The following is a 23961-nucleotide window of genomic DNA, read 5'->3' as shown; positions in this document are numbered from 1 at the left end:
GCCGGAGCACAAGCAATGGAACAAGTCGACGTGATTGACGGGCAGAGCCCGGTCAGCGAGAGCCAGGGCCGCCGCGAAGAGCTCAAGGAGCTGATGCTGCAGGGGCTGTGGAAGAACAACCCGTCCCTGGTGCAGGTGCTGGGGCTCTGCCCCACCCTGGCGGTCTCCTCCACCTTCACCAACGCGCTGGGACTCGGCCTTGCCACCATGGCAGTGCTGGTCTGCTCCAACCTGGCCGTCTCTCTGGTGCGCAACTGGGTGCCGAAAGACATCCGCATCCCGGTCTACGTGATGATCATCGCGGCCCTGGTGACCAGCGTGCAGCTCTTGATGAACGCCTATACCTACGGCCTCTATCAGGCGCTCGGCATCTTCATCGCCCTCATCGTCACCAACTGCGTCATCATCGGCCGGGCCGAGGCCTATGCCTCCAAGAACCCGCCCCTGCTGGCCGCCATCGACGGCTTCATGATGGGGCTGGGTTTCACCCTGGTGCTGCTGGTACTGGGGGGCCTTCGCGAGATCATCGGCATGGGCACCCTGTTTGACGGTGCCGAGCTGCTGCTGGGGGACTGGGCCAGGTCCCTGCGCGTCGAGCTGTTCCACGCCGACGCCAGCCTGTTGCTGGCGATCCTGCCCCCCGGCGGTTTCATCGGCCTTGGCCTGATGATCGCCGGCAAGAATGCCATCAACGACTGGATGGGCCGCAAGCAGCGCACCGAGAAGGCGCACTGCAGCGTGCCGGCCGCGGGTGCCCGCGCCACCCAGCTCTGAGACAAGAGAGAGTCATGAACAACCAGAAGCGCAGGCAGATCCTGGAGCGACTGCGGGACGACAATCCGCACCCCACCACAGAGCTCAACTTCACCACGCCGTTCGAGCTGCTCATCGCCGTGCTGCTCTCGGCCCAGGCCACCGACGTGAGCGTCAACAAGGCCACCGACAAGCTCTACGCCGTGGCCAACACCCCGCAGGCCATGCTGGCGCTCGGGGTGGACGGGGTGAAGGAGTACATCAAGACCATCGGCCTGTTCAACACCAAGGCCGAGAACGTCATCAAGACCTGCACCATCCTGCTGGAGCGCCATGGCGGCGAGGTACCGGAGAACCGCGAGGCCCTCGAGGCCCTGCCCGGGGTTGGCCGCAAGACCGCCAACGTGGTGCTCAACACCGCCTTCGGCTGGCCCACTATCGCCGTCGACACCCATATCTTCCGGGTGTCGAACCGCACCGGTTTCGCGGTGGGCAAGAACGTGGATCTGGTGGAGGAGAAGCTGCTCAAGGTGGTGCCGGCGGAGTTCAAGCTGGACGTGCACCACTGGCTGATCCTGCACGGGCGCTACACCTGCCTGGCCCGCAAGCCACGCTGTGGCTCCTGCATCATTGAAGACTTGTGCGAATACAAAGAGAAGGTCTATCCCGAGAGCTGATCCGCAAGGCGCGCCTGACGTGCAGACATTTGCGGACCCGGGCCTCGGGCCATGGATTCAAGGCAGTACCAATCACCAACCCGGAGAATTGAGCAATGAGAATTCTGCATACCATGTTGCGCGTCGGCGATCTGCAACGTTCCATCGACTTCTACACCCGTGTGCTGGGCATGAAACTGCTGCGCAAGAGCGAGAACAGCGAGTACAAGTACACCCTGGCCTTCGTCGGCTACGGCGACGAGAAGGATGAGACCGTCATCGAGCTCACCTACAACTGGGGCGTGAGCGAGTACGACCTGGGATCGGCCTACGGCCACATCGCCCTGGAAGCGGACGACATCTACGGCACCTGCGAGGCCCTGCGCGCTGCCGGCGCCAAGATCACCCGCGAGCCGGGCCCGGTCAAGGGCGGCACTACCGTCATCGCCTTCGTCGAAGATCCGGACGGTTACAAGATTGAGCTGATCGCCAAGAAAGATGCCGGCGCCGGCCTTGGCACCAGCGTCTGAAGACGCTCTGCCGCCCAGGCGGTGAGACAAGAAAACGGGGCCATTGGCCCCGTTTTCGTTGCTGAATCTGGCCTCAGGCCAGACGGAAACGCCCCATGGTCCGGTGCAGCCCCGCCGCCAGCTGGCTCAGCTCCAGGCAGGCGCGGGCGGTGTGATCCGCCCCGGTCGCCACCTCGTTGGAGGAGTCATTGATCCGCGCCACGTTGCGGCCCAGCTCATCGGAGACTGCATCCTGCTCGCCACAGGCGCTCGCGATCTGGATCGCCATGTCGGCAATCTGGGCGACCGCCTCCTCGATCTGCTGGATCCCCGTGCCGGTCCGCTCGCTCTGGCTCACGCACTGGCGGATCATCTCGCAGCTCTGGCCGGTCACCGTCTTCGCCTGGTTGGCACGGGACTGCAGGGTCTCGATGATGGCGACGATCTCGCCGGTGGAGGCCTGGGTGCGGCCCGCCAGGGTGCGCACCTCGTCGGCCACCACCGCAAAGCCGCGGCCCTGCTCCCCGGCCCGAGCCGCCTCGATGGCGGCGTTGAGCGCCAGTAGGTTGGTCTGATCGGCAATGCCGCGGATCACGTCCACCACCAGGTTGATCTGGGCCGACTCGCGCGCCAGCTCGGCCACCAGGGTGCCCGCCTGCTCCATCTCCTCGGCGCACCTGGTCGAGGCGGCTCGGCGCGGGGTGCCCGTCAGCAGAGCGACCACATTGCCAACGAACTTGAGCCGATTGCCGCAATCGCCCCCACGCCATGGACAAACGGGGGGCCAGGTTATGTAATGACCCTCTCGTCTTCCTCCATCACCGTATTCCGAGGCACCATGGACAACGCATCGACCCTCAGTCCCTCCTGGTCCGTTCAACTGCGCGAGCAGATCCAGGCCCGTCCCCTCATCGCCCTGGGGCTGCTGCTCGCCCTGGCTGCCGTCCTGCTGCTCCTGCTGCAGAGCCTCAGACTGCTAGCGACCGGCGAGATCACGGCGGGCATGCGCTATGGCCTCCTCGGCGGTGCCGCCGGTTTTGCCGCCACGGCGCTGGGCGCACTGCCAGCCCTGTTTCTGCGCGCCGTCCCCCAGCGGGTGGAAGACGCCATGCTGGGCTTTGCGGCCGGCATGATGCTGGCCGCCAGCGCCTTCTCCCTGCTGCTGCCTGGCCTGGAGGCGGCCGAGGGGATCACCGGCAACGGCTTTCTCGCCGCCGCCGTGGTGGTGACCGGCATGACCCTCGGGGTGCTGCTGATGCTGGGGCTGGATCAGTTCACCCCCCACGAGCACGACAAGACGGGCCCCTGCGGCCCCGGCCACGAGAGCTGCGCCCGGGTCTGGCTGTTCGTGTTCGCCATCGCCCTGCACAACCTGCCGGAGGGCATGGCCATCGGCGTCAGCTTCTCCCAGGGGGACATGACGGTGGGGTTGCCGCTCACCACCGCCATCGCCCTGCAGGACATTCCCGAAGGGCTGGCGGTGGCGCTCGCCATGTGCGCCGCCGGTTTCCGCCCTTCGGTCGCCGTGCTGGTGGCCATCGCCAGCGGCCTGCTGGAGCCCCTCGGAGCCCTGCTCGGGGTGGGACTCGCCAGCGGCATGGCCATCGCCTACCCCGTGGGGCTCGGGCTCGCCGCCGGCGCCATGCTGTTCGTGGTCTCCCACGAGGTGATCCCCGAAACCCACCGCAATGGCCATCAGACCCACGCCACTCTGGGCCTCATGGTCGGCTTCGCCCTGATGATGACGCTGGATACCGCGCTGGGATAACGGGTCGGCCCCCGTGCACGCGTTGTTCTCACACGGATCGTTCCCCGAGCCGCTGGCCCTGTTCACCCGCCCCCTGCAACGGCTGGCGGAAAAGGGCGAGTTGGCGGCTCTGGTCGAGTACCATCCCTGCCCCCCTATCCCCCCCCTCGCAATGCTCGGCGCCACCGCCAAGTTTTGTTATCATCCCCGCCAACTTTTCCGGCCCAGCGGCCATCGAGACGAGGTAGATGATGAAAGTAGGTATTATCGGCGCCATGGAGCAGGAAGTAGCCCTGCTGCGCAGCCAGCTGAGCGAGCCCACCACCCTGCAACTGGGCGGCTGCGAGTTCTACCAGGGCCGCCTGGCCGGTAAAGAGGTGATCCTGACCCGCTCCGGCATCGGCAAGGTCGCCGCCAGTGTCGCCACCAGCCTGCTGCTGGAGAAATTCGCCCCCGACTGCGTCATCAACACCGGCTCCGCCGGCGGCTTCGCCCAGGATCTGCACATCGGTGACGTGGTCATCGCGAGCGAGATGCGCTTCCACGACGTGGACGTGACCGCCTTCGGTTACGAGATGGGCCAGATGGCCCAGCAGCCCGCCGCCTTCCCCTGCGATGAAAAACTGATCGCCCTGGCCCAGACCTGCATCGCCGAGCAGGGCAAGCACCAGACCAAGGTCGGCCTCATCTGCACCGGTGACCAGTTCATGTGCAAGCCGGACGCCATCGCGAAAGCGCGCGCCGACTTCCCGCAGATGCTGGCGGTGGAGATGGAAGGGGCCGCCATCGGCCAGGTCTGCCACATGTTCAAGGTGCCCTACCTGGTGGTGCGCGCCATGTCCGACATCGCCGGCAAGGAGCAGGTAGAGTCCTTCGATGCCTTCATCGAGGTGGCGGGCCAGCACTCCGCCGAAGTGATCATCGCGCTGCTCGGCAAGCTGTGATCGACGCCCCCGCCTGGGATGCCCAGTTGACCGCCCTCGCCTCGACGACGGCGGCCATCATGGTGGGTGCCGCCCTGCTGGAAGCCGTGCTGCCCTGGCCTGCCCGCTTTCGGCCTGGCGCCACCGTGCCCCTGCTGGCCCGTCTCGGCCAGAAGGTGTATCGCCCCGACGGCTCGCCCCGCCAGCAGGCCCAGGCGGGGCTGCTGGCCCTGCTGGTGGTCTGGGTACCCTGCGCCGCCGGGCTCTGGGCGGTGCGCAACCTCTCCCTGTCGGAGCCCCTGTTCGATCTCCTGTTCCTGCTGTTGATGCTCGAATCAAGGCCCCTGCGTCAACTCGCCCAGGCGAACCAGTCCCTGGCGACCCAGGAGAGCCTGGTCGTGGCGCGGCTGCAGGCGACCCCCTGGCTCCAGCGGGAGACGGGCAAGCTGTCGGTGATGGGGCTGAACAAGGCGATCGGCGAGACCTGCGTGGTGCGCCTCGTGGGCCAGTGGGCCGGTCCCTTGCTGGGCTTTGCCCTGGCTGGCGTGCAGGGGGCCCTGCTCTGGCGCCTCGCCCAGCTGATGAACCAGGCCTGGAGCCCCAAGCAAGCGGCGTTCGTCCACTTCGGCCGCGCCGCTTCGGCGCTCTATCAGGGGCTCTGCGCCCCCGCGACCCTGTTGCTGGCGCTCCCCCTGTGCCTGCCCCGGCTGCGCCAGCTTGGCAGCACGCTGCGCCCGGCCCTGCAGTGGCCCTATCCGGCCATGGGTTGCCTGCTCAGCCTACTGGCCCGGGTCACGGGCAGCCGGCTCGGCGGGCCGCGCTACTATCGGGGCCAGCTGGTGCGCTTCCCGGTGCTGGGGGAAGGCTGCGAACCCGACGCCGCGCTGCCCCGGCGCCTGCTTCGCTGTCTGCTGCTGGCGGGCTGGGGCTGGCTGGCCCTGGCGCTGCTCCTGACCCTGCTGGTACTGCACCATGGCTAATCCCTTGCACTGGCGGGCACTCTGCCTGCTGCTCTGCCTGCTGAGCGGCCCCCTGCTGGCCGCGACGCCCCCTGCGCCACAGCGCGTCATCAGCCTCACCCCCCATCTGACCGAGCTGCTGTATGACATCGGCGCCGGGGATCGCATCGTCGCCACCGACGATGCCTCCGATTATCCCGCCGAGGTGGCGGCCCTGCCGCGCGTGGCAAACTATCGCAGCATCAACCTCGAGGCCCTGCTGGCCCTGAAACCGGATCTGGTGGTGGCCTGGCGCTCGGCCCAGGCTCGCATGCTGGCGCCGGTCGAGCGGCTCGGCATCCCGGTCTTCTATTCGGAGCCCACCGACTTTGCCTCCCTGGCCACCGAGATGCGCAGCCTCGGGCGCCTCCTCGGCGTCTCTCAGAAGGCCGACGAGCAGGCCGACGCCTATCTCGCCAGGCTGAACACCCTGGCGTCGCGCTATGGCGAGCCCAAGTCCGTCTCCGTCTTCTACCAGCTCTGGTACCCGCCGCTCACCAGCGTCAACGATTCGACCTGGCCGGGCCAGGCCATCGCCCTCTGCGGGGCCCGCAACATCATGGCGCAGGCGGCCACGCCCTATCCCCAGGTCGGACTGGAGCAGGTGATCAAGGCCAACCCCGGGCTCATCCTGGCTGGCGGACGGGATCCCAAGGTGCTGGACCACTGGCGGCAGTGGCCCATGCTGGATGCGGTCAAGCACCGCCGTCTCGCCCTCATCAACGCCGACGAGCTGCACCGCTTCACCCCCCGCGCCCTCAACGCGGTGGAGCAGATATGCGAGGCGATCGGCGCTAGCGCGATCAAGAGCCGCAGCGGAGGGTAACATCACCCTTGCACACAATCGCAACCGAATTACTCAAAAAAAAACGTATCAGGCTATATATGGGCGGCATCAACCTCGCTCATTGCCCGTTTTCAATAGGGCATACAGGGTGATATCACTTGCCAGACCTGACTGCTGCAACCCTTGCTCCAATACAGTCGCAAATTTTGCGTTATGCTGGCGGAGTGTATGGTAGCTATAAAACAGATCCGTGATATCCCGCTCGGTGAGTGGCGCCTCATCCATCGCAATCAAGGATAGATAACTGCGTAGCAGGAAATAATCTGCAATAAGAAGCTGGTACGCTATTTGGGGAGTACCTGATCCTGATGGAAACTGATTATGGTAGACATGATAAAGCAGATAGTTCTGTTGAATATGGGGGCGTTCCGTTAAAAAGGGCACTACTTTCTGGTGCCAGCTTTGGTGTATCAGCAGCAGCTTGTCCTCATTAAACTCCCCCTCTAACACCTGATTGATCTTATTCAGACAGCGGACTATCGTTGCTCTCCCTCGACGCTGCTGATTTTGTATTAACAGATGCGTCAGAGTACGCAAGGCCCACCACTGAACTTTACCAATGAACGGAATTTGAGAGAAAGCCGCGCTCAACTGACCATCATTGATCATGGGAGCCAATTGTTCGATAAATGCCTGATGCGACCCCTTGCTTTCGTCCCTGTGTACCAGCATACCGATCAGCCAAAGCTTGTCTTCAATCGTCATACCATCGGCAAGCAGCACATCGATGCTCAATGAATGCAGCGTGTCGAGAGAACTGGAAACAGGGGAGGTCTTGGCCTGCCCCTTGAAGGGGGTAACGTCAACCATCATGGCATCTGGATTCAAGAGCACCTGTCGGCTCACCTCCGGGCAGGAGAGCACCAGGCTTCGCCTGTGCTGGGTACCAAATTGCCGCAACTGCCTGGGGTAGGTCTTACAGGTGTGACTCAGTGCCTCGGCCCCCATCTTCTTATGTACATTGCATAATCCGACACCATCCAGAAAGGGGCAGGCGCCAGACTCATCCATGCGGATAGTCCCCCAGTGAGCGTCTGAGTTTTTCACCTTCTCAATATGCTGCCTGGCAGTGCTTTGAATCAGCTGATCCGGGTGACTGACATAATGACGATAGGTCTTCTTGTCGATGGATATCGTCCATCCATGGCAGCAATTATCCTCACATTGATCGCCGATACAGTGAAAGTCCGTGTAGTATCTGGGGGTTACCAGGGTATGGGCCATGACGGTGTCCTCAAGAAAATAATTCGGATTCACCTACCCCTTTCAAGAACGTAGGTTTCATTAAGACGCAAAGTGCATGCCTACATAACAGGCAATCATCACCTAATGGGTATTAGGGCAGAGCTAACATCCTTATTGACTCCCCCCTTAGTTACTGGCTATCGTTGGAACTTTCCATTTGTTTCATTTCTACGAGATCACGTGTCTTCGGTGCAGGTATCAAGCTAATAAATCTGGCCAGACTTAGCAGTGTCATGAAGAGACCAACGGTCGCGTGAAAAAGCAGTACAGAGGCAGCCATAGTGCTTTTTGGCAATAAGTCGAAATCACCAAATGATGTCATCGTGATAAAACTGCTATAAATACCACCAAAGACAGTTCCCGTTCCCGGCTGCCATTTGTGATCAAAGTCAGCGGCCATCACCGTATAGGTGCACGCCAACCAAAGTATGATTTCGAAGTAATTGTGCAGTAGCAACAATACGATACGACGGTAACCCTCTAATCTGTATTCCCCCCCTGCTTTTACGACCCGATACTCATCGAATAACAAGACATTCGTCTGGTATACGACGATCTCAAAGGTTCGAAGAAAACCATACCCCATAAAAAAATATCCCATCACAGGATAGGGTGAGTAAACAGCGACCACGACTGCCACCATGGAAAGGACAAGGTGACTCAGCACCCAGCAATCGACAAATCGAGCAGTGATGGCTGAGGGGAACAGTTTCCTTACCAGGGTAAATACTGAAACTTTTGCCAGTACGCCAAAAATACTCGACCAGAACTCAACAATAAATGAAGGCATATAACGACCTAAGCGCTTGCATACGGCTCATGTTCACTTTATGTCAGAAAAGCAAAGTGAACGCTCGACAATGTAAAAAGAGAGATAATCCATCACTGCCGCTCGTGACACCTATCACACCAAGCGAAAAACAACCTTGGCTATCTAGATCTTACCTATTCCCATGATAGGTAGACTTTGCCTTGTTGGCCCTGCCGAGGGCCACTATCTGCATGGCGATCTCATTCTTGAACATATCAACCTGGCTTCTCAGCTCCTGCTCTTTTGCTAATTGATCTCTGATCAAGGTAGCTATGTCCGCTGGCGCCAGCTTCTTCTGCTGGGACAATGCTGTCAGTGCCGCGATGATCGTCAGGCGCTCATCCATACAAGTCAAGGCCTCTTCATATTGATGGCCCGCCAACAATCGCTGCAGTGTCGCGATATTATTGGTCAGGGCATCCCCATAAGCGTTCAGCTCATCCACTACACACTCCCTGAGGCTTGTCTTAGCTGAAAGCCCTGCTGCTTATCTGCGTCGGTGATTTGATCCCAAGCCGATTTGATCGTCACCATCAGTGTCATGACCTCGTCGAGAGGCTGAACGTCACGTCGCACGCTGGCCTCCCAGATACGCTCATCCATGTAGGCATAGAGCGCAAACAGATCCTCTGCGATCTGCCCCTGCGTCATGTCCAGCCCATCCTGAAGGCCATGCACCAACCCCTGTGCCTTGGAGATGGTCCTGGCCTTTTCCTCCATGTCCTTGCGCTCTATGGCTCCCTTCGCCTGTGCAAGACTCTCCAGCAGCCCTTGCATCATCAGTTGAATGACGCGATGAGGATCCGCAACCACCAGATCCGCTTCAATACTGGTTGCCTTATAGGCTTTCAGATTTCTGTGGTACATATCATCAATTCCCGAAAAAACGTCACACTCAATCACTGCTTATTTGCAATGCAGACAGCGCTGCCGCTGAATTATTCATTTTCACAAGCAGAGCATCCAGACTGCCGTATTGGGCGCGCAGGGCCGCCTCATATTTAACCAGCTGTTCATTGGTGGTGGCCTGCTTCTGGCTCAGGCTGCGCAGATCCGCATTAAGGGTATCTGTACGCTGCGCCAGCAGGCCACCGGTCTTGGTATATTCCTTCAAGCCAGTCGTCAGTTTGGCCGCCAGACCATTCTCACCGCCAAACAGGCCCGCCACCTGGTCGAAGTTCTTGTCGACCACCTCGCCAAACTTCTCTTTGTCCAGGGAGAGCTGACCCTTGTTATCCATTTTGATGCCCATCTCGAAGATGGTGGAATAGATGGTACTGGTATCAGAGGGGGTGGTAATTAAATTGGACATGAAGTTGCTGATGGCCCGCGTGGTGGAGTCCCCCGCCAGCGCACCGCCATCGTCCTGACTCACCCCGCCGACGATGCTGTTGCGTTTGCCAAGGCTTGTTAACTTGCTCTGCAGGGCGTTATAGCCATCGATAAACTTCTGTACCGTCTCCTGCACAGAGGTCTTGTCGGTAGTGATATCCACCTTGTTGGACTTGAGATCGCCATTGCTGTCGGTATCGGAGAGCCGCAGCACGGTGATCTTCAGATCCTGGATGACGTCATCGAAGACATTGGTATCGCTCTTGAGTTCATTGCCATCCACCAGGATCTTGGCGCTGGAGGCCTGTTGCGTCTGTGCCATCTTATTTGTGAACTCATTCTGCAACTCGGTCGTGCTGCCCGAGATGACCAGATCCTTGCCATCTCCCGAGACCCCAGAATCGATGACAAGCTTCGCCTTGCCATCGGCGGTATTGACGATGTTGGCACTGAGCCCGAAGTTGTCGCCATCATTGTTGATGCGCTTGCGGATAGTTTGCAGGGTATCCCCCGCCTTGACATCGACCGTGAACTCCTTGTCCCCCGCCTTGAAGGTCAGCTGGCCGTCCTGGGTAACAAGCACCGCCGTCGAACTGTCAAAGATGCCCTCCTGGCGGCTAGAAGTTGCCAACTTGTTGACGGTGATATTGTACTGACCGTTGGAGGTGCCACTCTTGCTCTCCACTGCCAGCACAGGGTCATCTTTACTCTGGGTGATATTGATGGCTCGCTTGTTGAAAGCGCCGGGCTTGCTCAAGGTATCCAGGATATCGGTGAAGGCAGAGAGGGAGGACTTGAGCTGGCCTATGCCAGACAAGGTGATATTGGTGCTGTTCTGCTTGATGGTGATGGGCTGCTGCAACTGCGCCTTCCTGGCGGCCACGCTCGCCGAGATCACGCTCTCGAGATCGATGCCAGACCCCGCCCCGGCGGAGGTAATCGCCATAATATGCTCCTCTTATCTCGTTAAAAACCTATACCTGACCGTCGAACAGCAACCCGGATAGGCCGGAACCATCGCCCTGATTCTGCCCCATCTCCTGTAGCCGCTTGTTCATCTGGAGGATCTCCTCGCTCGGGATCTGGCGGATCACCTGCTTGGTCTCGGCATCGATTACCTTGATCACCGGTCGATCAAACTCGGGCACCAGGCTGAAATGGATAGCCCACCCCTTCAGTTTGCCCAAGCTGGCCAATTTTTCCTGCAATTCTTGGGCCTGCTTTTCAGTTTCATCATTATTCTTGGATGATGACGCTGTGGCCTTCGAAGGCTCTTCCTTCGCAGTCTTGTTTGCCAGGTCGGCGCTTCCCTGCTCGACGGTTTGCTCCTCAGGCGCAGAAACAGGCATGGCGGCCCGAGGGCCGCCATGGGAAGTGAGCGTCGAGGTAGAAGCCATGACGATGGGTTCATTGGCCATCTGCCGCTCCTTATTCAGAGGTTAACCTGGACCGTCTTAGCGACCCAGCAGCGACAGGGCCGACTGCGGGCGCTGGTTGGCCTGGGCCAGGATGCTGGAGGCCGCCTGCTGCAGGATATTCTGCTTGGTCATATTGGCGGTTTCGGTGGCGAAGTCCGCGTCGCGGATGCGGGAACGGGCGGCGCTGACGTTTTCCGAGATATTGGACTGGTTGCGGATGGTGGAATCCAGCCGGTTTTGCACCGCACCCAGTTCGGCGCGCTTATCGTCCACCACACCTATCATGGCATCGGCCGCTGCCAGTACTTTTTGTGCCTCTGCCGCTGTTGAAATATTGATTTCCCCCGCAGCACCGCCCACAAAAATAGCGCTTACGTTGGTATCTGTTAGCACGTCTGGAGTCAAGGGATCACTATCATCATCAGTAAATACTTTCACTTGACCCGCAGCCGACGCAATCCCGGCAATACTGAACCCCGTCGACGAAATATCCGTCTGAGCAGCACCAGCCTTGGTCATATCAAAGCCGATGGTCTGATTGGCATCAGCACCCACTTGGAAAGTGCCTGTATATTTTCCATCGAGCAGCTTGGTGCCCGCAAAGGTGGTGTCCTTGGAGATACGATCGATCTCTGCGCCCAGTTGATTGACCTCTTTTTGCAAGGCTTTGCGATCATCATCGGAGTTGGACCCGTTGGCGGACTGCTGGGCCAGGGTACGGATACGCTGCAGCATGCCGGTCACCTCGTCCATGGCCCCTTCCGCGGTCTGGGCCAGGGAGATGCCGTCGTTGGCGTTGCGGTTGCCCTGGTCCAGGCCGTTGATCTGGGAGGTCAGACGGTTGGAGATCTGCAGACCGGCCGCATCGTCCTTGGCGCTGTTGATACGCAGGCCGGAAGCGAGGCGGGTGTAGGAGGTATCCAGCGACTTGCTGGAGTTCATCAAGTTGCGCTGGGCGTTGAGGGACGAGACGTTGGTGTTGATGTACATGGACATATTGAATTCTCCTGATAAGTCTAAAACTGCGGATCCCAGGGCGCGTTGCGATTGAGATCCATCGTCAGTCCGCAGGGCCAAACCGCTCCCGGTGACTGAGGCAGACCTGATTCAACGTGGTGATGACCAGATCCGCAGCACTGCAAAAAGTTGGACTTCCTGACACCCTTCCATTTGCTTCCCTTTTAGTAACGGCACCACCGCCCGATGCTTTAGAACATTTTTCGCCTCCAAGAGGATAAATCTGTACTGAATCCCACCATGACCGTATTGCGGCCTGATGCTGCCCGCTTGCCTACCTCAACCCCTTATCCAGAAACCGGCGCTGGCTCCCACTTTTGCACTCCCGCATTGCTCATCCCCACGGCTTGCCCCTAAAATCGCCGCCCCATCATCTATTGGACGTGAGTTGTTCTCCATGCAGACTCTGGTTGAGCAGATCGTTTACATCAGCGACATGTTTGGTACTGCGGTATTCGCGTTTTCGGGAGTATTGGTGGCAGGACGCCTTCGAATGGACGGCTTTGGCGTCATGGTGCTGGCGGCGGTGACCGCCATCGGCGGTGGCACCATCCGTGACATGATCCTGGGGGCTACCCCCGTCTTCTGGGTTCGCGACCCCCTCTACATCTGGGTAGTGATCGCCACGGCCCTCGTCGGCATGTGGATGGTCAAGTTGCCTCGCCGCATGCCCTGGTATGTGCTGCCGGTGGCGGACGCCTTCGGTCTCGCACTCTTTACCGTGATCGGCGCCCAGAAGGCGCTCAATTTCGGCACACCCGGGCTGATTGCCGTCCTCATGGGGACCATGACAGGGGTGGCGGGTGGCATGATCCGGGACGTCCTGGCCCGGGAGGTACCCATGGTGCTGCAAAAGGAGATCTACGCCACCGCCTGCATACTTGGAGGCATCCTCTATACCCTGTCACTGGAGGTCGGGGTGGAGAGGGTGAGCGCCATGCTCATCAGCATGCTGGGGGTATTCGGCCTGCGCGTGGCGGCCATCTACTGGCATCTCTCCCTGCCCACCTTCTCGCTGCAGCGCAACTGAGAAGCCTCAGAGTGGGCGAGATCCCATCCCGACAGGGACAAGATTGAACCAAGTCGGCTTTTCTGTTGTCATACAGGGGTCGTTTCAAGCCGGAAAACCTCATGCAAAAACTTGGGCTCATTACCACACTTGTTCTGATGATGGTGGCAGCGGCTCATGCGGGGGCACAGGCCCTGTTCGGGCGTCTGGCATCCACCCCGGTGCAGCAGTTCAACCAGCAAATCCGTCAGGCGAGCAGCAGCCAGCAAAGCTGGGTCAACGACTATCGTGAGGTGGCTCGCCGGTTCGTCGGCCATGAAGACGTGCCTACCCGTATCCATGCCCAGCAGCTGGACAACGATCTGGTGCTCTCGGTGGCCCTCGACGGCCAAAGGAGCGACATCCTCTATATCCTGACCCTGTTTCGCAGCAACAATCTGTGGCAGATGCGTCAGGCCGAAATGGGCTGGCGCTGCCAGGGGCAACCCACCTTTACGCCCGTCCCCTGCCCCTGACGTCATTCCGAGTGAAATAAAAAAATCCGGCACATGGCCGGATTTTTATGGGCGGAGGTTCACCGGATCAGGGGCGATAGACCTTGACGTTGGCAAAGCCCTTCTCCTTGAGGTAAAGCGCCTGCAGCTTGCTCATCACGCCGCGATCGCAATAGAGCAGATAGGTCTTCTCCTGGGGCAGATCGCCAAAGGCGGTGGCCAGCTTGAAGAAGGGGATATGCATAACCTCACGCCCTTCCACCACCAGCGGTTTCTCGTCGTGCTCGTCCATGGAGCGGATATCCAGGATCACCTCGCTGTCGGTGGTATCGCTAGTGGTCTCGACTTCCTGCACTTCGGCGGCAGTCTCTTCACCGATACGACGGATGTCGAGGTAACGGGCCTCGGCCACTACCTTGTCCAGAATGGCGAAATCGAAGTTCTCCTCTTCCGCCTCGATGCGGGCCAGATCCGCCTTTACAGTCGGCTTCTTGGAGATGACGCCGCAATACTCCGGCATGGTCTCGGCAAACTCCAGGGTGCCGATGCGGCGGGCTTCGCTGATGATGTCCGGCTTGTCCCAGGTGATGAGGGGGCGCAGGATCACCTTGTCGGTCACCCGGTCGATGACGTTCAGGTTGGTCAGGGTCTGGCTGGAGACCTGGCCCACACACTCGCCGGTCACCAGGGCCGGGATCTGGAACTCGTCAGCCACCTTGGCGGCGGCACGCATCATCATCCGCTTGAGCACCACCCCCATCTGGCCGTTGTCGATCTTCTCGAGGATCTCGGCCACCACGGGCTCGAAGTCCACCGCGGTGAAACGCACCCGGTGGGAAGAGCCGAAGCGGTTCCACAGGTGATAGGCCACCTGCTTGACACCGATCTCGTGGGCGGCACCGCCCAGATTGAAGAAGCAGTAGTGCACCCGGCAGCCGCGCTTGATGAACTGGAAGGAGGCCACACCAGAGTCAAACCCGCCGGAGAGCAGGCTCAGCACATCTTCCTGGGTAGCGATGGGCATGCCGCTCAGGCCCTGGTGGATGGCGCTGACGATGAACAGCTCCTCGCCGTCGATCTCGAGGTTGATCTTCACGTCCGGGTTCTTGAGGCGCACGCCGTTGCTCACGCAGTGCTGGTTCAGGCCACCACCCACATAGCGTTCGATCTCGAGCGACGAGAACTCGTGCTTGCCGTGGCGCTTGGCGCGCACGCAGAAGGTTTTCCCCTCGAGCTGGTCACCCCAGACGGCTTTCACCTGCTCGAAGATGTCGTGCAGGTCGGTAAACTTGCTCGCCTGCACCTCGAGGAAGGCCTGAATGCCGGGAATACAGGCCAGGGCTTCGATGGCCTGTTCACGGAACTGGTCATTGCGGGAGCTCACGATCAGCTTGTCCCAGTCCATCCGCACCCGGGCGTCGTCGTCGAAGCGTCGCAGGACGTTGCGGATGTTGCCCTGCAGTATCTTGATGAAACGCTGGCGAACCGACTTGCTCTTGATGGTGATTTCCGGGAACAGCTTGATAATGAACTTCATGGTATTGACTCGGGTGACCTTGATTTAAGGGCGCGAATTATATCAGAACTTTGTGCCCAGCGCCTACTGGATGAGCGGTTGCTCACATTCCCCCACGCAATGTTTGCCGCACCCTGGCCATCTTGCGTATATTCCCCAACCTGCGCCCCGGCAACACGACACCCATGAAAACCCATATCTACTACCCCGGCATGGAAGTGCGGGATGAACTCTGGCTCAAGTTTGCCCTGCTCTACCTGGAACGGCTCGCCTTCGTCTTCACCGTGAGCGAAAAAAGCGGTCTCACCGCGCTGCTGGAGACCCTGCGCCGGCAGACCGACCTGCTGGCCGAACCGCCCGAGCCTGCCTTCTTTGCCGCCATCACCCCCCAGATAGAGAGTCAGATTGCCGGCCTGGTCACCCCCGACTTCGTCCGCCATAAGGTGTTTGGCAACAAAGAACTCATCGCCCGCTGGCGCATGCCAGCCAACCACGACTGCTTCTGCCCCGCCCAGGCCGGCCTTGAGCAGTTGCACGGGTTTTGCCTCGCCCACGGCTTTGCCAGCCGGGACGAGGGGGGGATCAGGATGGCGCGGCGCTTCGCGAATCTGCTCTCCATGCGGCTCGCCCGCGAGTGGGCACTCGCCAATGAGGGGGCGCTCATCACAGATCACGACTATCTGGACCGGCTGCTCCATCTGCTCGAGTCCCGCTACCACAATCGCGGCGGCCAGGATTGCTTCCATCTCGAGATCCCGCTGCGAGTGCCCGCCAACTTAAGCGAGATCCCCTTTGCAGAGCTTATTGCCCTGCGCAGCCGCAGTGGCTTTCGCCAGCGCCTGGCCGAGTTCCATCAGGCCCTCGACGCCCTGCTCGCCATGCTGGGCAGCGGCTACGCCGAGCCCGCCGTGCTGACCCGCTTCGAGCAGGCCCAGCAGGGGCTCAACCCGCTGCTGGGGCCCGAGACGGTCAGCCTGCCGCTCACCACGCTCGTCAGTACAGGCTTACCAGCCATGGCAATGATCCACCGCCTCAAGGAGAGCCATCCTGGCTGCAACCTGGTGTTTCACCCCATCAAGAAGAGCCACTTCCACCAGCGCAAGAGTCAGCACTTCTTCACCCGGCTGGGTCAGGTCAAACCCTGACTCCCCGCCCCCTGCCGGGGAATCGGCAATCAGCTGGCGGCATCGGAGCCATTCCCGATGCCGTCAATATTCTGGCGCTCACCACCACGCCCCTCAGGAGGGGGTTTCCAGCCGAAATTCGATGCGATCGCTGTTGCCCGCCTCGTCCACCACCACCAGCTGGTAGCGACCCGCCTCGCTCAGCACCTGATCCCCGTCCCAGCGCAGCCGCTGGCCGTTGAGAAACCAGGCCGGCTTGCCGACGCCCCCCAGCACCCTGGGCTGCAATCGGTAGCGCTCGCTGCGAACAAGGTTGCCCTCCCCCAGCGCCAGGATGCGGATGGGGGCCTGCTGCTCGGCGCTCTGCCCCTCCCCCGCACAGCCCCTGGCAAGCAGCGCCTGACGCCGCTCGCTGGGGTTGCGCCAAGGTTCCAGCGACAGCGGCCAGAGGGCCCGAAAACCGGATTGTGCTGCATCGTGGCAGCGGGTCAGCGTCGGCTTGCCCCCGGCAGTGAGCGCAACCTGGCGCAGCGGCGATGGCCAGTCCATGGGATCCGGCAAGGTGGGGGGATCGCGCCCTTCCAGCAACCAGGCGCTCTGGCGCTGCAAACAGGTCTCAGGCAGGGTCGCGCTCACCCTGCGCCCCAGCGGCCAGCAAACTTCGGCCTCGCTCACCGTGTTGGGCTGCATCGGCAGAGGGCTGTTGTCAGCCAGTCGCGAGTAGACGGAGAGCAGCAGCGGCACCGCCGCGCTCTGGCCGTAAAAACCGGGCATGGGGGTGCCGTCGGGGCGCCCCAGCCAGACGCCGATGGTCCAGCGACCGGAGACCCCCATGGCCCAGCTGTCGCGATAGCCGTAGCTGGTGCCGGTCTTCCAGGCCAGCCGGTTGACCCGGCCGGTCGCCTCGCTGGCAAAGGGCTGATCCGCCCGCCCCTGCGCGCTCAATATTTGCCAGATGATCCAGGCCGCCCCAGGGCTCAGCAAGGGGCGCGATACCGCCTGCTGCCCCGCCAGCCAGACCGGCATTGCCACCTGTCCCTGCCGGGTCAGTGCGCTGTAGAGCGCCACCAGTTGCTCGAGTCGGATCCCCGCCGCACCCAGCGCGATGGCCGGGTTGGGCTTGTCGGAGAGCGCCAGCCGCACTCCGGCATTGTCGAGGCGGCTGACCAGCTTGTCGGGCCCGAGCGCCTCCAGCACCTGCACCGCCGGCACGTTGAGGGATTGCTGCAGCGCCTGGGCAAGCGTCACCGGCCCCTGAAAGGCGCCGGAAAAGTTGGCGGGGCGATAATCAGACCCCAGTCTCGGCGCATCGGAGAGCAGGGAGGCCGAATGCACCAACCCCTCGTCCATGGCCAGACCGTAGATGAAGGGCTTGAGGGTGGAGCCGGGAGAGCGGATCGCCTGCACCATGTCGAGGTAACCGTGGCGGCGCAAATTGCCATACTCGGCGCTGCCCACATAGGCGCGCACCGCCATGGTTTTGTTGTCTACCAGGAGCAACGCTGCTGAGGTCTGCTCGGGGAAGCGGCGGATATAGCTCGCCACCCGCCCCTCCAGCCAGCGCTGCAGATCGCCGTCTATGGTGGTATGCACCAGCGCCCCGGCCTGATTGTCGGCGGCGAGGCGGGCAAAGAGCGGCGCCTCCATCGGCGTGAAGTGACCACGGGCCAGCACCGGTTCGATGCGCCCCTCCAACCACACCTGCTCGGGCCAGACACCCTGCGCCACCAGCCGCTGCATCACCTTGTCGCGGGCGGTGCGGGCCCGCTCGGGATGCCGGTCCGGCCGGTTGCGGCTGGGGGCCTGCGGCAGCACCGCCAAGAGCGCAGCCTCGGCATGGGTCAGCCTGGCGGCACTCTTGCCGAGATAGGCAAAACTTGCCGCCTGCACCCCCTCCAGGTTGCCGCCAAACGGCGCCCGGTTGAGGTAGACGGTGAGCAGGGTGCGCTTGTCATGGTGCCACTCCAGCTGCAGCGCGCGCGCCATCTGGCGCAGCTTGCCGGGCACGCTCCTGTGATAGGGCTCGATAAGGCGGGCCACCTGCATGGTGAGGGTCGAGCCGCCCGACACGGCCCGCCCGTAGCGCAGCCACTGCCAGACCCCGCGCACCATGGCCACCGGATTGACCCCGGGATGACGCCAGAAGTAGCGATCCTCGTAGCCCAGCAGCGCCTCGATATAGCGGGGGGAGACCTGCTCCAGGGTCACGGGGTAACGCCACACGCCGCTGGTATCGGCAAAGGCGCGCAGCGGTCGCCCCTTCATGTCGAGCACCACCCGCGCATAGGCCGGGTCGAGTGGCGGCGGCGGGAACATACGATCCAGCGCCAGCAATGACAGGAGCAGTGCTACAACGCCCAGCACCGAAAAGCGCAGCCAGCGTGGCAGGCCACCAAGCCAGCGCCAGCTACTCAGAAATCGTTACCTCGTGGATATCCTCACCCACAGCCCTCAGCTCTGGCCGGTACATATCCTCCACCTGGGTCGGCGGCACATGATAGCGACCCGGCGTCACCGCTCGCATCAGGTAGACCAGCTGCTGGTTGCTCCCCTCGCTCAGATCCAGCGCCGCCGTGTAGCGGTCATCGCGAAACTCCTGATGCTTGAGATAGTCGTTCCACTCGCTCTGCCACGCAGCTTTCCCCTCAATGGAGAGCTCTTCCAGCTTGATGCTGTTGCCAAGGGCCGGGTTCTCCAGCTCGAAGCCGGCAGGCACCATCTCCACCAGCAGGGCATCGGGCACCGCCTGCTCGCTGCTGACATTGAGCCGCACCACCACCAGATCGCCGACCTTTACCTTGGTCGGATCAAACGGTTGACCGTCGCTGTTGAACCAGCTGCGGGTCACGCTTATCCCCTGACTCAACCGAGCAGGAGCCTGTTCGGGGTAACCGACCAGAGTGCGCTGCACATAGAGGGATCCCTTGCCCTCGTTGGTGACGGCGCTCACCGCCAGCGCCTCGGGAGCGCCCAGCTGCAACGGAGCCGAACCGCTCAGGGATCCACTGCCAAGAGAGGAAGTCACCCTGGCCTGCCAGTCGACGGCCGGATCGAAGCGGGCGAGTCGCAGCAGGGCGAGCCGCTCCTGAGTGCTGAGCCACTGACGATGGGCCAGGGTATCGGCCACCTTGGCACTGAGAGCTGGCCAACGATCCATCGCCAGCTTGTGCTGGCGCAGCAAGGCGAGCTCAAGGGCCTGATCGCGTAGCGGCGAGCCGTAATCCCCGAGATAGTCATCACCGCGCTCGATCGTCTGCGCCCGGCTGAGGGCCTTGGCTGCGTTCTGCTCATCCCCCATGGCCGAGAGGGCCAGGGAGAGGTGCAAGAGCGGCAAACCGGAGCGAGCGTGATCGGCCTGCTGCTCCCAGACAAGGCGCAGGGTAGCGAGCGGCGCCTTGCCCACCCGGGCCAGCACATAGGCACTGTAGGCCTGATAGGCAAGACGGCTGTGCTCGGGGGCACTGCTCCAGCGCTCGCCGTACTGACTGTCGGTGAGATAGCTTTGCAGCCGGTTCAGCGCCTGGTTGAGCATGGCCTCCGGCACGGCATCGCCCGCCTCCTTGCGCGCCAGCAGATAGTCGGCGGCATAGGCGGTGAGCCACTGCTCCTCGTCGGAGCGGCCATCCCAGAGGCCAAAACCGCCGCTTGGCAGTTGCAACCGCTGCAGCCGTTGCAGCAGGGCACGCTGCACATCCGCCTCGCTCGCCGCCTTCTTGCCCTCTGCGGGTTTGCGCCAGGCGGCCCGCTCATCGGCCGTGGTCAGCAAGTAAGGCCAGGCACGGGACAAGGTCTGCTCCAGACAGGCGTAGGGGTAGTCGGCCAGCGCCTGCCACTGGGCTGCCGGATCCCAGGGCGGGGTGCCGGAGAGGCTGAGCAGCCCCTGCAGATTGGCGCGATCCAGCCCGGTCAGCTCAGCTGGCGCAAAAGCCATCTCTTGGCCGGGGGACAGCATCTGATGGCGCTGGCGAGTCTCGGCCGGCCAGGGGGAGCGCAGCGGCAAAGTCCAGTCGCGGCTGATGGCAAAATCCTTGCCGCTGGCCGCCAGCTGCAGGCTTGCCACGCCGCTCGCCCCGGTCACGGTGAGCGGCAGGGTCAGCCACTGCTCCTCGCCATTTTTAAGGGACAGGGTGCCGGGCAACTCGCCGTTTGCTTTCAGCCCGCCATTGAGGGTCCAGGCAAGGGAGAGGGTCTGATCCTCACCGCTCATGTTGCGCAGCTGCACCAGCGCCCGGGTCTCATCCCCTCTGGCGCCAAAGCGCGGCCAGCCAATCTCGGCCACCAGGGGAGCCACCACCTTGACGGCACGCTCGGCCTCACCCACTTGCTGTTCGTTCCAGGCCAGCGCCATCAGCGCCAGCTCGCCGTTGAAGTTGGGCAGATCGAGCGGGATCACCGCCTTGCCCTGCTCGTCGAAACTCACCTCGCCACTCCAGAGCGCGGCGATCTCGACCCGGCTCTCCAGCGCGCCGCCCTTTTTCAGCGGCGCCCGGTCCCCCCCGTAGTTGAGGCGGGCCAGCTTGCCATCTTGCGGCGGGATCACCTGGCCATAGTTGTCGAACAAATCCTGGGCGAAGCGCTTGCGGCCAAAGAAGATCTCGAACGGGTCGAGGGGCTGGTAATCGCTGATGTTGAGCACGCCCCGATCCACCGCCGCCAGCACCACCCGCCCCTGACTGTTGGGGGTGGAGGTCGCTGTCACTTCCAGTCGGGTGAGCGGCACCGCTTTGTCCGGCGCGCTCAGGGTGAGCGGCAGACGGCGCGCTTCCCGATCCAGGGTGAGCGGCACCAGGCCGACCGAACGCAGGCTCTGCCCCTGCTGCTTGCCAGCCGGTTTGGAGGCGCTGTCTGGCGCTGCGATCTGGGCCGAGATATGCAGGTCATGACGCTGCCACTCGGGGCTGACCGGGATCTCGAACTCGCCGCGGGCATCCTTGGCATCACCGCCGGCGACTTCAAGCTCGATGCGCTGCCACCAGCGCAGACCGTCACCATCCTCCACCAGCAGCAACCCCTTGCCGGGTCGCGGCGCCACCAGGGTCACCTTGGCCTTGTCACCCGCCTGATAGGCGCGTTTGTCGAGGGTGATGGCAATCTTGTCGGGCCGAGCCTGCTCGCCACCACCGCCCCAGGCGTAACTGCCGATCTCCACCCGCAGGCTGGATTGATGGCCCTGACTGTTCTCCACCTCCAACCGATACCAGCCCACCGCCAGTTGCAGCGTGAGCGGGGTCGGCCCCTTGCCGTCCAGCTGCAGGGTTTGCTCCTGCTCCAGATAGGGCTGGCTGTTGAACTCGTACTTCCACCCCTCGCCATCGGCGTAGTGCCAGTAGTAGTCGCGGTACTCGTTGATAAGGCGCACCTTCACCGCCCCCGCCACTGGCTGCCCCTTGTCATCGAGGTTGAGGATCTGGAAGGGGAGCGGCTTGCCCCCCTCTACCCGATCCGCCACAAAATCGGCCTTGAGCGCCGGCCACTGGCTGCCTGCAGGCCAGCCATACTGGGTGCGGCTGCGATTGACGGCGCGGCCACCGGGCTCGGCGAGCGACACCCGATAGGCCACCTCCAGCGGCCCGAGGGCACGCACCCCGTCGAGCTCATCAGCCAGCGAAAAAGCCCCCTGCCCCTGCGCATCTAGGGTGAGATTGAGGGGTTCAAGATCCTTGGCCTGCTCGGCGAGCAGTACATCCCCCAGGGTGAACTCCTGCCACTGGGTAAAGGGCATGGTGGCGCGGCTGATTTTCACCTCCGCCTTCGCCTTGGTGGCGCTCGCTGGCGCGCCGTAGAGATAGTCCCCCTGCAGCGGCAGGGTGAGGGCAGCGTCCAGACTCGTCACTTCCCCATCCGGCCCCTTGCCGAGCTGCAGCTTGAGCCGCTCCGGCAAGAACTCCTCCACCAGGAAGGGCCACTCGAAGCGGCTGCCAGCGGCGGTCTTGAGGTTGATGGTCCAGCGCCCGAGCGGTGCATCGTCCGGCAGACGCAGGCCGTAGTGGGCGGCGCCTAGGCTGTCCGGCAGCAGCCGTTTTTGCTCCAGCAGCTGACCATCCGGCTGCTTCACCTCCAGCTCCACCGCCATGCCCGGCAGAAGCTGGCCATCCTGGCCCTTGAGCAGGATCTCGCTGTCGAGACGCTCGCCGGGGCGATAGAGGTCACGCCCGCTGAACAGATAGAGCTGCTGGGCCTGCCAGGGCTGGGTGCCGAGATCGAAGGTGGAGAGATCGAGCGCCGCCCCGTCGAGGCGCAGCACCGCCAGATGGCTTCCCTGCTCGGCCAGCAGCAGGCGGGCCCCTTGCACCTGATCGAAGCGGCGGTGACCGCGGTTGTCAGTCTGCTGCACCTGCAGCCGGTTGCCCTTCTCGTCGAGCAGGGAGAGCTGCACATCCTTGAGGGGATCGGCGCTCGCCAGGGAGCTCACGAACACCTCCAGCTGATCCCGGTAGCGGCGGGCACTGAGGCCCATGTCGCTCACCGCGAAATAGGTGGTCTCCTTGCGCCAGTCGTAGTTGCCAAGGGGGGACATCACCGCAAAGTAGACGCCGGCCTCCGCCAGCTGCGGCTCCTTCACGTTGATGAGGCGGGTCTCCCGCCGGTTGGGATCCAGCGACAAGGCATAGCGACCGCTGAACACCCGCTTGGCCCGCTTGGTGATCTGCTCGAGATCCCAGTTGCCCATGCCGGCGCCGGGGCGATACTCGGCCAGAAAGCGGGGCAGATATTCCGCATCCACCCGGAAGAAGTCGATATTGACCTCGTCCACGTTGACCGCGCTGATGGGCAGACGCAGATCGTCGCGCAGCGGCAACACCATGCCGCTCGCGGTAAACGAGGCCCCCGCCTCCAGCGGCCGGGTTTGGAGAGTCCAGCGCTGGGGAGATGGGCCCAGCCCCGCCTTGAGGCTCACCTCATAGCGCTTGTCGGGCTGAACGTTCGGGAAATAGAGGGTGCGGCCATCGTCGGCGAGGATCCACTCCCCCTGCACCTGCTTGCCCCCTTCACTGACCCCGAGCCAGCTCTGCCAGCTTGCCTTGGGGGTCAGGGGACCGGAGAAGACCAGCGCCAGCGCCGGGGCATCCCGATACTGGCGGGCATTGGCCTGTACCACGGCGTTCGGCGCCCCGTCGACCGGCTGCGCGGTCGTGTCCGTGGTCGATGCCTTGTCTGCGGGCTTGTCCTGGCCGCAGCCGGTCAGCAGCAGGGCGATCAATCCGACCAGCCACCAGGAGAGACGAGGAACACGAGAGTGAAGGCAGGGTATGAGGGGGCGCATAGATTCCATCCCAGATTGAGTCGCCACCAGCGCAGCGCAGGAGCCAATAGGATAAACCCCCATCCCGTGAACACCAAATGCCCGGACAGATCATGGATACAAGCCGGATGAACACACATTTTTCACACCCTGCACTCATCGTGTCCACTCTGACCGGTTCGGCCTCTGGCATTTCATTTTATATATGCAAACTTGTTCCTCTTTTCTGAACGCAGGCTAGACTGGCAACAATTGTTCACTTGTACTACGCAAGGGCATTACATATTATTTGTCCTAGCAGGATCTTTGAACAATCTAA

21 protein-coding genes and 1 pseudogene are annotated in these 23961 nt (G+C 62.2%); 10 read left to right on the top strand and 12 right to left on the bottom strand.

Translation table 11 applies throughout. The features are described 5' to 3' along the window. Nucleotides 1-15: 15 nt before the first annotated feature. The 3 genes from I6L45_RS14245 (at nucleotide 16) to gloA (ending at nucleotide 1939) form a co-directional block, all read left to right on the top strand. A complete protein-coding gene (locus I6L45_RS14245) occupies nucleotides 16-774 on the top strand; it encodes an electron transport complex subunit E (RefSeq protein WP_216982399.1) in 759 nt (252 codons plus the stop codon). A 14-nt stretch (nucleotides 775-788) separates the two neighbouring features. After that, on the top strand, nucleotides 789-1430 hold the full coding sequence (nth, locus tag I6L45_RS14240) for an endonuclease III (RefSeq protein ID WP_043761462.1): 642 nt from the start codon (nucleotides 789-791) through the stop codon (nucleotides 1428-1430). A 95-nt stretch (nucleotides 1431-1525) separates the two neighbouring features. Further along, nucleotides 1526-1939, top strand: coding sequence for a lactoylglutathione lyase (gene gloA / locus I6L45_RS14235; RefSeq protein ID WP_216982398.1), 414 nt, complete (start codon nucleotides 1526-1528; stop codon nucleotides 1937-1939). 73 nt (nucleotides 1940-2012) lie between these two features. On the opposite strand, the pseudogene I6L45_RS14230 reads toward gloA, so the two are convergent. Next, nucleotides 2013-2600 (bottom strand): annotated as a pseudogene (locus I6L45_RS14230) (methyl-accepting chemotaxis protein); the annotation flags it as partial. A gap of 156 nt (nucleotides 2601-2756) precedes the next feature. Between I6L45_RS14230 and I6L45_RS14225 the strand changes: the two are divergent. Beyond that, a complete protein-coding gene (locus tag I6L45_RS14225; RefSeq protein WP_216984218.1) occupies nucleotides 2757-3686 on the top strand; it encodes a ZIP family metal transporter in 930 nt (309 codons plus the stop codon). 28 nt (nucleotides 3687-3714) lie between these two features. Here I6L45_RS14225 and I6L45_RS14220 read toward each other — a convergent pair whose 3' ends face one another. Then, complete coding sequence (locus I6L45_RS14220; protein WP_216982397.1) at nucleotides 3715-3870, bottom strand: hypothetical protein; 156 nt, start codon at nucleotides 3868-3870, stop codon at nucleotides 3715-3717. A gap of 46 nt (nucleotides 3871-3916) precedes the next feature. On the opposite strand from I6L45_RS14220, the gene mtnN reads away from it, so the two are divergent. From mtnN to I6L45_RS14205, 3 genes are read left to right on the top strand one after another with little or no spacing between them, the layout of a single operon-like run. Then, nucleotides 3917-4609, top strand: a complete 693-nt coding sequence (gene mtnN, locus I6L45_RS14215) for a 5'-methylthioadenosine/S-adenosylhomocysteine nucleosidase (protein ID WP_043156394.1) — start codon at nucleotides 3917-3919, stop codon at nucleotides 4607-4609. A gap of 59 nt (nucleotides 4610-4668) precedes the next feature. After that, a complete protein-coding gene (locus tag I6L45_RS14210) occupies nucleotides 4669-5568 on the top strand; it encodes a cobalamin biosynthesis protein (RefSeq protein ID WP_216984217.1) in 900 nt (299 codons plus the stop codon). Beyond that, the gene (locus I6L45_RS14205; RefSeq protein WP_216982396.1) at nucleotides 5561-6412 is read left to right on the top strand and encodes a cobalamin-binding protein; all 852 of its coding nucleotides are present in this window, start codon (nucleotides 5561-5563) and stop codon (nucleotides 6410-6412) included. Before I6L45_RS14210 ends, I6L45_RS14205 begins: the two co-directional genes overlap by 8 nt. A gap of 69 nt (nucleotides 6413-6481) precedes the next feature. Here the strand turns inward: I6L45_RS14205 and fliB are convergent, their stop codons facing one another. The 7 genes from fliB to I6L45_RS14170 form a co-directional block, all read right to left on the bottom strand. Continuing rightward, nucleotides 6482-7657, bottom strand: coding sequence for a flagellin lysine-N-methylase (gene fliB, locus I6L45_RS14200; protein WP_216982395.1), 1176 nt, complete (start codon nucleotides 7655-7657; stop codon nucleotides 6482-6484). Between the two features lie 151 nt (nucleotides 7658-7808). After that, nucleotides 7809-8468, bottom strand: coding sequence for a hypothetical protein (locus I6L45_RS14195; RefSeq protein ID WP_216982394.1), 660 nt, complete (start codon nucleotides 8466-8468; stop codon nucleotides 7809-7811). A 151-nt stretch (nucleotides 8469-8619) separates the two neighbouring features. Then, complete coding sequence (locus tag I6L45_RS14190) at nucleotides 8620-8934, bottom strand: hypothetical protein (RefSeq protein ID WP_216982393.1); 315 nt, start codon at nucleotides 8932-8934, stop codon at nucleotides 8620-8622. Further along, the gene (gene fliS, locus I6L45_RS14185) at nucleotides 8934-9356 is read right to left on the bottom strand and encodes a flagellar export chaperone FliS (RefSeq protein ID WP_216982392.1); all 423 of its coding nucleotides are present in this window, start codon (nucleotides 9354-9356) and stop codon (nucleotides 8934-8936) included. The genes I6L45_RS14190 and fliS overlap by 1 nt, the downstream gene beginning before the upstream one ends. A 28-nt stretch (nucleotides 9357-9384) precedes the next feature. Continuing rightward, nucleotides 9385-10770 (bottom strand): flagellar filament capping protein FliD, encoded by a 1386-nt coding sequence (gene fliD, locus I6L45_RS14180; protein ID WP_216984216.1) that lies wholly within the window; start codon nucleotides 10768-10770, stop codon nucleotides 9385-9387. Nucleotides 10771-10795: 25 nt separating this feature from the next. Next, nucleotides 10796-11239: a flagellar protein FlaG gene (locus tag I6L45_RS14175; RefSeq protein ID WP_254204328.1), complete on the bottom strand. Its 444-nt coding sequence runs from the start codon at nucleotides 11237-11239 to the stop codon at nucleotides 10796-10798. Nucleotides 11240-11275: 36 nt separating this feature from the next. Continuing rightward, the gene (locus tag I6L45_RS14170; protein WP_216982391.1) at nucleotides 11276-12235 is read right to left on the bottom strand and encodes a flagellin; all 960 of its coding nucleotides are present in this window, start codon (nucleotides 12233-12235) and stop codon (nucleotides 11276-11278) included. A gap of 418 nt (nucleotides 12236-12653) precedes the next feature. On the opposite strand from I6L45_RS14170, the gene I6L45_RS14165 reads away from it, so the two are divergent. Both I6L45_RS14165 and I6L45_RS14160 read left to right on the top strand, forming a co-directional pair. Then, the gene (locus I6L45_RS14165; protein ID WP_216982390.1) at nucleotides 12654-13286 is read left to right on the top strand and encodes a trimeric intracellular cation channel family protein; all 633 of its coding nucleotides are present in this window, start codon (nucleotides 12654-12656) and stop codon (nucleotides 13284-13286) included. 101 nt (nucleotides 13287-13387) lie between these two features. Continuing rightward, complete coding sequence (locus I6L45_RS14160; protein WP_216982389.1) at nucleotides 13388-13780, top strand: hypothetical protein; 393 nt, start codon at nucleotides 13388-13390, stop codon at nucleotides 13778-13780. A gap of 67 nt (nucleotides 13781-13847) precedes the next feature. On the opposite strand, the gene thiI is transcribed toward I6L45_RS14160, so the two are convergent. Then, nucleotides 13848-15296, bottom strand: coding sequence for a tRNA uracil 4-sulfurtransferase ThiI (thiI, locus tag I6L45_RS14155; protein WP_216982388.1), 1449 nt, complete (start codon nucleotides 15294-15296; stop codon nucleotides 13848-13850). A 164-nt stretch (nucleotides 15297-15460) separates the two neighbouring features. On the opposite strand from thiI, the gene I6L45_RS14150 reads away from it, so the two are divergent. Further along, the gene (locus I6L45_RS14150; RefSeq protein WP_216982387.1) at nucleotides 15461-16420 is read left to right on the top strand and encodes a hypothetical protein; all 960 of its coding nucleotides are present in this window, start codon (nucleotides 15461-15463) and stop codon (nucleotides 16418-16420) included. Between the two features lie 93 nt (nucleotides 16421-16513). Here the strand turns inward: I6L45_RS14150 and pbpC are convergent, their stop codons facing one another. Continuing rightward, nucleotides 16514-18733: a penicillin-binding protein 1C gene (gene pbpC, locus I6L45_RS14145; RefSeq protein WP_216984214.1), complete on the bottom strand. Its 2220-nt coding sequence runs from the start codon at nucleotides 18731-18733 to the stop codon at nucleotides 16514-16516. 73 nt (nucleotides 18734-18806) lie between these two features. Further along, complete coding sequence (locus I6L45_RS14140; protein ID WP_254204327.1) at nucleotides 18807-23663, bottom strand: alpha-2-macroglobulin; 4857 nt, start codon at nucleotides 23661-23663, stop codon at nucleotides 18807-18809. Nucleotides 23664-23961 lie beyond the last annotated feature (298 nt).

Origin of the sequence: Aeromonas sp. FDAARGOS 1415 (assembly GCF_019048365.1) — a bacterium.
GTDB lineage: Bacteria > Pseudomonadota > Gammaproteobacteria > Enterobacterales > Aeromonadaceae > Aeromonas > Aeromonas taiwanensis.
The sequence above is the reverse complement of the archived record's forward strand: the minus strand, read 5'-3'. Positions and strand labels throughout refer to the sequence as shown.